A 6,144-nucleotide genomic window follows, 5' to 3' on the forward strand; every position below is an offset into this window, starting at 1 on the left:
GTTGTCCTGCTTCTCCAGAAGCTGGACTCAGCTTAGGTTAAAAATTGTTTATTTCCTTTTGGAATGAGCTTTTAATGCAGGATAATGTTTAGTGAATTTCCCATCCTTAGTTAAGATACCTGCGCGGTTCAAGGACGCAATCGCATCTTTCTTAGACATGGTTTTTGCTGCCTCAATACTTTCTTTTGCAATCTCCATCAATTTCGCAAAATCCTTATCACTCATTTTTACCTCCTTTTTAGCGGTAATCAAAATAGGAAAAACTGGTTCAGTTTTTACGTTTTTCGCATAAATTTTAAAGCACCTACTCAGTAATCATATATCTCTGCTCCGGACTACTTTTTCTTTTTAGGAGGTTTGCACTCCATGCAAAAATCACTTAACTCAAGAATCTGTATTCTCACTGATTCGTGCTCGGCTTTTAGAAAATCAGATTCTGATCCAAATTGACTTTCATTTAATATCCTCGAATTCTCCGCCACCATTTCTTGATTTAATTTCTCATAAATGGGCTGGAAAAAGCTGACATCAGAAAAGGCTCCTTTCTGCTCATAAAGCTCTTTTCTCAATTTCCTCGCGTACAATTCATGAAGATCAAAATCATATCTTGAATAAGCTAGCAGGTAGTTTGCGGACAATGAGTCAGGAGCAGAGATGACTGCGAGGTTCTGCTTGAAAATGTTCTTAACCTTGGAATTAAAATTCTTGGTGAACATAAATTCGTAGGATGACATGGAAAAACTAAAATCAATAGTAGCTCCTGATTGTATAAAAACTGAGTTTTTCGTGGGGTCTATTTTTGACTGATTGGATTTGAAATTATTCAATTCTAACACGTAGTCCTCCTTCCATGGAATTTCTTCTTGGCAAAAAGCAGAAAAGGATTCTAGGAATAGAATTACGACAAAGGATGATTTAATGATGGAACTCATTGTAATAAATTAAAGGGATCTTATATCGACTTAATCCTTGGTTATTGGTTTATTCACTTTCCTTCCAAGATCTTCTTGATCGCCTCATTCATCTGCATCATCGTCTCCATCATTTTCATCATTACTTCGGTTTGTTTGGCGTCTGTAGCTTTATATATGCTATTTGTTTGAATTGCAATGTTGTTTGACCCTGTAATTGCCTCAACATAATTTCCTGGCTGTGCGGAAATCAATTGTAGAGGGTCAACTTTAAAAAACTCAGAGACCTTCTGAATTAAATCGACGGTGATCCTGCTCTCACCCCGCTCGTATTTGGTATAGGTTGCTTCTTTAATTCCCAAATATTCCGCAACTTCCAATGCCTTTGTATCTGTCAACTTACGGTACATATAGAAATTTTTCCCAATTTTTTTATTCTCCAAAACGGTGAATTCTGATTCTTCTCCTTCTCTCATAATAATGCTATTTATTCAAAAATACTGGTTTTGGCGCTATTGAATGCTGTTTTTTATAAATAGTAGTTTTAAACTACTATACATAGAGTTTATACTACCGAATTTATTCTTTTTTGATGAAACATCTAGTTAAAATTGTCTAAGAATCATAGCAAATGAGACATTCTGAGACAATTACTGCCTTTTTTTATTTCTCTTCTCTCTATTCGATGAAAGGCGTGTTTTTATGTGTCCATTGTGAAGAGTTGATTCTAGCTATACGGTTTGGAAGTATGCAATCAAACAGTGATCGCCTGTATCCTCTGAAGCCCAAGAATCCAATTTAAGGGTTCACTTTTAAGACCGTGAAAGGGGAGGTGCACAGTCCTGAGCAGATCGGTTACCACACACGCACGTCAGCAAGCTCACAGTAGCCGGTAGCGCTGACACATTACATCTTATTATTCATTATTGCTGGTTGGCCAAGTAGGCTAAGGTGGAAAAACTATGTCTTGTGATGAGTACAAAGTACCAAGTATTAAGTACAAAGTACCAAGTAGGGGATTACTCACTTCAGTATTCGGTATTCATCATTCATTATTAAAACGATGGATTAGCTAAAGATGAGATTTCTCCTCCTTCCCGATGAATCGGGACAGGCTATACTTCGTCGTCGAAATGACCGGAAACGAGACTGCGACTGCTCACTGCGACTGCCTACTTCCAACACCGGACATCGGACACCTTTCTTCCGTCTTCGGCCTGGCCGCCGTGGCGGCTCTCCCGTCTTCCAGCTTAACCTTCAAAAGCTCATGAAAAAACTATTACTCATCTGCTTACTGGGACTGCTATGTCTGCTCGTAAGCACACTAAAAGCACAAAGTGAAGTTGCGGAGTCACCCCCAGACACCGATTTGGTTTATCAGTCTGGAAATCCCAGGGCAGGAGGGCAAAAGCTCTTCTGCTCGCAGGGGGACTGAGGATATTATCCTTTATATGGAACTGCCCTATGCTCAAGCACCCGATACTCTTTGGCTGACCTATTGGAGTCATCTGCTTAAAGATCATGCCCAAATTACTCCAGGTATCAGGCTTCCTCTTACTGCGGAAGTTGGGAATTTCTTTGAGGGTAGCGATGGTTATAAGAGCTACCGCTGGAGACTTCAGCATTCAGATGAACCAATCTTCTTTACCTTAAAATCAGGGGATACGGAGCTATTGACCCAATGGGCAGTATTTCCGGGTGACCAAGCTAGAATGCGATTTGATCTACCCTTGGGTCTAGGTACTGATGGGAGGTCCATCAGCAGAATTTTTTAGTGCGCAGGCAGAAATCAGCAGACTTAAGGCTGAGCAGGGATTTAATTCCAGTCCACTCATGGTAAGTAGCCATCCGGAGCGTGTATTGGCCGATTCATCGAACAAGGCTAGGTATGAACAGGCTTCAAGTCGTCCTGCAGCAGTTTCTGTCACCATGCAGTTTCTGGTGCCTGGAACAAAATGAGATACAAGTTATTTTGCCAATTCTAGCAGAATCTCTTCAGGAAAACACGATAATCCAGCACCTTCCCAGACTTTTGGAAGGTATGCCTGCTGACAAGGCGGAATTCCTTTCCCAGCGGGCTTGGGCGGCCGCATTGAGTTTGCTGATGCCCCAGGCTTGAATCTTGCCGGGGAAGTTTTGAAGGATGATATCCATTCCGCCTTGTTTCAGGATTGGCTCCACACTATTCCTTCCCGTTTTGATTCGTTGGCAACGGATCCAATGTGGGTCCAGACCAGATACGAGCTGCTGATGCTTCAGGGAAGGGTACAGGAAGTGGGGTTCTTTGACCTAGCTGCAGAATTATCCCAGTATCTGCAAGACCAGCTGTTGGGAAGGTATGTGCTTGAAAACTACAGATACCTGGACTCTCGAGCAGGAGCAGGTTTTCAGTAAGGCTGAAAGAATGGTCAAAACTCCCTGGAATTACAGACCTGCTGGGAGAGCTTTCCGAGCGGGAGTTGAAGGGGAGGGAATTTATACCGGGTACGCTCACAGATCTGGATGGCAATGCCTACTCTCTTGACTCATTGAGAGGAAAGACGCTCGTCCTCTCTTTTTGGATTTCCGGTTGCAAGTTCTGCATGAAATACTACACCCGTACGCTCAGGGAGGTATTTCTGGAATTGAAGGATAGGGAAGATTTGGTTTTTGTTTCTATCAATGCAGATAAGGACACAAGCCGATGGAAGGAGAGTATTCTGTCAGACCGTTTTACACATCCTGATATGCTGCAACTGCATCAGGATGAAGGCACAGGGATTCTTGAAGCTTACAAGATCGTCTCCTTTCCCCAAAAGCTTCTGATAGACCCACAGCACAACCTTTTCCTGCTCACCAAAAACCAATATTCTCCTCTGGAACTCATTAGCCTAATTGAAAAAGCCAATGGAGAGCACTTTTCTTATTTACAAACGAAATCTCATGCACAATGAAAAATATACTAGTTCTCTTTATCTGTCTGTGTCTGATAAGTCAGCGTACGCAGGCGCAGGAACAACCTGTTCTCCTGAAAGGTATAATCCTAACCAAGGAGGATGCAAAACCCTTACCAGGTGCCTTAGTAGCACTGGGGAAAAGTAATCAGCTCGCTATTACCGATGAACTGGGAGCTTTTACTATGGAAGCTATTCCGGGATCATACGAACTGACAGTTTCCTATTTAGGTATGATTTCCCGCACTGTTTTAGTGACGCTACCTTTGGAGGAAGAGCTGGTAATATCCCTGTTGACGGATAGTAGGCAGCTACAGGAAGTTACGGTGATGTCCACTGGCTATCAGAATCTCCCGGTGGAGCGGGTGACTGGGTCATTTGCCGCAATGGACAAGGAGTTGGTTAACCGCAGTGTCACAAGCAATTTTCTGGATAGACTTGATAATGTTGTGTCCGGTGTGACATTCAACAGTGGACCTGGGACTGGGGGAGAGAAACTTTCCATTCGAGGCCGATCCACACTCTTTGCAAATGCAGAGCCGCTTATAATAGTGGATAATTTCCCGTATGACGGTCCTCTGGAAAGCATCAATCCAAATGATATCGAGCAGATCACAGTTTTAAAAGATGCCGCGGCTGCATCCATCTGGGGAGCAAGAGCTGGAAACGGGGTAATAGTAGTGACCACTAGCAAAGGCTCCCGTCTATCTGCTCCTAAAGTAAGCTTCAATGCCTCCGTCAATTATTTTCAGCAACCTGACCTATACTATGTTCCTCAAATGGATATGGGGGATTACATAGCTATAGAAAGGCAGTTGTTTCAAAAAAACTACTACCGCTCACAGGAGATCAGCTCAAACAAGACAGCTCTTTCTCCTGTGGTAGAAACCCTGATAGCACAGCGGGAGGGCAGGATCAGTGAATCCGAAGCAGAAGTGCAGCTGGAGCTATACAAAGGAAGGGATCTGAGGACTGACCTATCCCAATATTATTATAGACCACGATTGAACCAGCAATACGCATTGGCGGTGTCAGGCGGGTCGGATCACAGCAACTACCTGTATAGTGTGGGGTATGACAGGAACCTACAGAGTATCATAGGGAATGCTGATGATCGCTGGACATTTCAGGTGAAGAATTCATGGAGTTTCCTTAAAGATAAGTTAAGCTGGTCTGTTGGGGCTTACCTAACCAAGAGCGCAGATATCAATACCACGGCGGTGCCCAGCACAGCGCCTTATGGATCGCTGGCTGATGAAACAGGAAGCCCTTTGCCTATCTATACGAACCTTTCCGAACGTTACATCAATTCTTTGGAGGGAGTGCCGCTTTTAGATTGGCACAACATACCACTCAATGAGTTGGGCCAGTTGGATAACAGGTATGACAAACTCGATGGCAGATTTCAGACCTCGGTCGATTTTGAACTGGCAAAAGATCTGAAGATTGGGGCATCCTACCAATATTGGGGATTCCGAGGAAGAGAGCGAAACAGAAGTCCTGAGGCTTCTTATTATGTTCGGGATCTGGTCAATAGGTTCACTACGATCGGGGAAAACGAACTGGTGAGCAGGCCCTTGCCAGATGGAGATATCCTGAATCTTTCGGAGACATTTTCCTTTTCACACACAGTTAGAAGCCAACTGACCTATCAGAAATACTGGTCAGAAAAGCACAGGCTCTCCTTATTGGCAGGCACGGAGATTAGAGATCTCAGGCAGGAATCGAATTCCATGCGTTATTATGGCTATAATGATAAGCTGGGGACCAGTGCTGCCGTGGATTTTCATCACACGCTTTCCTTATTATTATAATCCTAATTCAAGTAGATCCATTGATCCCAGAACAAGCCATGGTGGGGCTACAGATAGATTTGTGTCCTTCTACAGTAATCTGGGGTACACCTATGCAAATAAGTGGGATGCTACCTTCAGCATTCGAAAGGATCAGTCTAATTTTTTTGGTGTAGAATCAAACCAAAAGGGAGTGCCGCTCTGGTCTGCAGGTCTGGGATGGACCTTGAGTGAAGAACCATTTTCCTCCTTTCTGAATGGAGCTTATCTAAAATGGAGGGGAAGCTATGGCTACAGTGGCAATTTGGATAAAAGGCTATCCGGGCTTTTGACTGCTGCCTATTTCACACAGCCATCTTATGCCTTTATTCCCAATATTCCGGGTGCCTATATCCAGAATCCACCAAACCCTGGATTGAGATGGGAAAAAGTAGGAATCTGGAATACTGGTTTGGACTTTGAATCTACATCAGGAAAGTATTCTGCCTCCTTGGAGTTTTACAGGTG

The 6,144-nt window shown here is 43.5% G+C and carries 8 protein-coding genes and 1 pseudogene; 6 read left to right on the top strand and 3 right to left on the bottom strand.

Annotated features, from left to right (window positions below; all coding sequences use genetic code 11):
• Positions 1 to 48: 48 nt before the first annotated feature.
• The 3 genes from AC0L6R_RS10670 to AC0L6R_RS10680 all read right to left on the bottom strand — a co-directional run bounded on the left by AC0L6R_RS10670 (position 49) and on the right by AC0L6R_RS10680 (position 1,387).
• On the bottom strand, positions 49 to 225 hold the full coding sequence (locus AC0L6R_RS10670; RefSeq protein WP_283412552.1) for a hypothetical protein: 177 nt from the start codon (positions 223 to 225) through the stop codon (positions 49 to 51).
• 110 nt (positions 226 to 335) lie between these two features.
• Complete coding sequence (locus tag AC0L6R_RS10675; RefSeq protein ID WP_473271194.1) at positions 336 to 932, bottom strand: hypothetical protein; 597 nt, start codon at positions 930 to 932, stop codon at positions 336 to 338.
• Positions 933 to 985: 53 nt separating this feature from the next.
• Positions 986 to 1,387 carry a helix-turn-helix domain-containing protein gene (locus AC0L6R_RS10680; RefSeq protein WP_283412550.1) on the bottom strand — a complete coding sequence of 134 codons (402 nt, stop codon included), beginning with the start codon at positions 1,385 to 1,387 and terminating at the stop codon, positions 986 to 988.
• 867 nt (positions 1,388 to 2,254) lie between these two features.
• Here AC0L6R_RS10680 and AC0L6R_RS10685 point away from each other — a divergent pair.
• The 6 genes and pseudogenes from AC0L6R_RS10685 to AC0L6R_RS10710 form a co-directional block, all read left to right on the top strand.
• On the top strand, positions 2,255 to 2,686 hold the full coding sequence (locus AC0L6R_RS10685; protein ID WP_473271195.1) for a hypothetical protein: 432 nt from the start codon (positions 2,255 to 2,257) through the stop codon (positions 2,684 to 2,686).
• Entirely contained in the window at positions 2,658 to 2,870 is a 213-nt protein-coding gene (locus tag AC0L6R_RS10690; protein ID WP_473271196.1) for a hypothetical protein, read from the top strand. The genes AC0L6R_RS10685 and AC0L6R_RS10690 overlap by 29 nt, the downstream gene beginning before the upstream one ends.
• A 120-nt stretch (positions 2,871 to 2,990) precedes the next feature.
• Positions 2,991 to 3,305, top strand: coding sequence for a hypothetical protein (locus tag AC0L6R_RS10695; RefSeq protein WP_473271197.1), 315 nt, complete (start codon positions 2,991 to 2,993; stop codon positions 3,303 to 3,305).
• A gap of 65 nt (positions 3,306 to 3,370) precedes the next feature.
• On the top strand, positions 3,371 to 3,844 hold the full coding sequence (locus tag AC0L6R_RS10700; protein WP_473271198.1) for a TlpA family protein disulfide reductase: 474 nt from the start codon (positions 3,371 to 3,373) through the stop codon (positions 3,842 to 3,844).
• Positions 3,841 to 5,658 carry a TonB-dependent receptor plug domain-containing protein gene (locus AC0L6R_RS10705; RefSeq protein WP_473271199.1) on the top strand — a complete coding sequence of 606 codons (1,818 nt, stop codon included), beginning with the start codon at positions 3,841 to 3,843 and terminating at the stop codon, positions 5,656 to 5,658. The genes AC0L6R_RS10700 and AC0L6R_RS10705 overlap by 4 nt, the downstream gene beginning before the upstream one ends.
• Positions 5,615 to 6,144 (top strand): annotated as a pseudogene (locus tag AC0L6R_RS10710) (SusC/RagA family TonB-linked outer membrane protein); the annotation flags it as partial. The gene AC0L6R_RS10705 and the pseudogene AC0L6R_RS10710, both read left to right, overlap by 44 nt.

The sequence above is a fragment of the Algoriphagus sp. 10J20-15 genome (assembly GCF_055809615.1).